Origin of the sequence: Planomicrobium sp. CPCC 101079, assembly GCF_007859275.1 — a bacterium.
Lineage (GTDB): Bacteria > Bacillota > Bacilli > Bacillales_A > Planococcaceae > Planococcus.
This window is the reverse complement of record NZ_VOHC01000018.1, coordinates 1-2,541: the sequence shown is the minus strand read 5'-3', so window position 1 is coordinate 2,541 and position 2,541 is coordinate 1. Positions and strand designations below refer to the sequence as shown.

Genomic DNA, 2,541 nt, shown 5'->3' with positions numbered 1-2,541 from the left:
TTGGTTAAGTCCTCGATCGATTAGTATTCGTCAGCTGCACGTGTCGCCACGCGTCCACCCCGAACCTATCTACCTCATCGTCTTTGAGGGATCTTACTTGCTTGCGCAATGGGAAATCTCATCTTGAGGGGGGCTTCGTGCTTAGATGCTTTCAGCACTTATCCCGGCCACACATAGCTACCCAGCGATGCCCCTGGCGGAACAACTGGTACACCAGCGGTGTGTCCATCCCGGTCCTCTCGTACTAAGGACAGCTCCTCTCAAATTTCCTGCGCCCGCGACGGATAGGGACCGAACTGTCTCACGACGTTCTGAACCCAGCTCGCGTACCGCTTTAATGGGCGAACAGCCCAACCCTTGGGACCGACTACAGCCCCAGGATGCGATGAGCCGACATCGAGGTGCCAAACCTCCCCGTCGATGTGGACTCTTGGGGGAGATAAGCCTGTTATCCCCGGGGTAGCTTTTATCCGTTGAGCGATGGCCCTTCCATGCGGAACCACCGGATCACTAAGCCCGTCTTTCGACCCTGCTCGACCTGTACGTCTCGCAGTCAAGCTCCCTTGTGCCTTTACACTCTGCGAATGATTTCCAACCATTCTGAGGGAACCTTTGGGCGCCTCCGTTACTCTTTAGGAGGCGACCGCCCCAGTCAAACTGCCCGCCTGACACTGTCTCCCGCCCCGATCAGGGGCGTGGGTTAGACTTTCAATACAACCAGGGTAGTATCCCACCGACGCCTCCACCGAAGCTGGCGCTCCGGTTTCTCTGGCTCCTACCTATCCTGTACAAGTTGCACCAAAAGTCAATATCAGGCTACAGTAAAGCTCCACGGGGTCTTTCCGTCCTGTCGCGGGTAACCTGCATCTTCACAGGTACTATAATTTCACCGAGTCTCTCGTTGAGACAGTGCCCAGATCGTTACGCCTTTCGTGCGGGTCGGAACTTACCCGACAAGGAATTTCGCTACCTTAGGACCGTTATAGTTACGGCCGCCGTTTACTGGGGCTTCAGTTCGCACCTTCGCTTGCGCTAAGCACTCCCCTTAACCTTCCAGCACCGGGCAGGCGTCAGCCCCTATACGTCACCTTACGGTTTTGCAGAGACCTGTGTTTTTGCTAAACAGTCGCCTGGGCCTATTCACTGCGGCTCTCTCGGGCTGTTCACCCTACCAGAGCACCCCTTCTCCCGAAGTTACGGGGTCATTTTGCCGAGTTCCTTAACGAGAGTTCACTCGCTCACCTTAGAATTCTCTTCTCGCCTACCTGTGTCGGTTTGCGGTACGGGCACCTCCCGCCTCGCTAGAGGCTTTTCTTGGCAGTGTGAAATCAGGGACTCCGGAGAAACTTCTCCTTGCCGTCACAACTTGAGGTGCGCGGAAACGGGATTTGCCTCGTTTCCCCTCTTGCTGCTTGGACGCGCACAACCAACGGCGCGCTCACCCTATCCTTCTGCGTCCCCCCATTGCTCAAACGGCGGGGAGGTGGTACAGGAATATCAACCTGTTGTCCATCGTCTACGCCTATCGGCCTCGACTTAGGTCCCGACTAACCCTGAGCGGACGAGCCTTCCTCAGGAAACCTTAGGCATTCGGTGGACGGGATTCTCACCCGTCTTTCGTTACTCATACCGGCATTCTCACTTCTAAGCGCTCCACCGGTCCTTCCGGTCCAGCTTCAACGCCCTTAGAACGCTCTCCTACCACGGAGCCCAAATGGGCTCCATCCACAGCTTCGGTAATCCGTTTAGCCCCGGTACATTTTCGGCGCAGTGTCACTCGACCAGTGAGCTATTACGCACTCTTTAAATGATGGCTGCTTCTAAGCCAACATCCTGGTTGTCTAAGCAACGCCACATCCTTTTCCACTTAACGGATATTTGGGGACCTTAGCTGGTGGTCTGGGCTGTTTCCCTCTTGACTACGGATCTTATCACTCGCAGTCTGACTCCCAAGCATAAATCACTGGCATTCGGAGTTTGTCTGAATTCGGTAACCCGGGATGGGCCCCTAGTCCAAACAGTGCTCTACCTCCAGGATTCTTTATCTTGAGGCTAGCCCTAAAGCTATTTCGGAGAGAACCAGCTATCTCCAGGTTCGATTGGAATTTCTCCGCTACCCACACCTCATCCCCGCACTTTTCAACGTGCGTGGGTTCGGGCCTCCAGTAAGTGTTACCTTACCTTCACCCTGGACATGGGTAGATCACCTGGTTTCGGGTCTACAACTGCATACTCTAATCGCCCTGTTCAGACTCGCTTTCGCTGCGGCTCCGGCTTCTCACCTTAACCTTGCATGCAATCGTAACTCGCCGGTTCATTCTACAAAAGGCACGCCATCACCCCTTAACGGGCTCTGACTACTTGTAGGCACACGGTTTCAGGATCTGTTTCACTCCCCTTCCGGGGTGCTTTTCACCTTTCCCTCACGGTACTGGTTCACTATCGGTCACTAGGAAGTATTTAGCCTTGGGAGATGGTCCTCCCGGATTCCGACGGAATTTCACGTGTTCCGCCGTACTCAGGATCCACTCTGGAGATCCG

Annotated in this window: 1 rRNA gene; it reads right to left on the bottom strand. The window is 54.8% G+C overall.

What is annotated here, in order from left to right:
- Window positions 1-2,541: ribosomal RNA gene (locus FQV28_RS07935) — 23S ribosomal RNA — on the bottom strand; the annotation flags it as partial.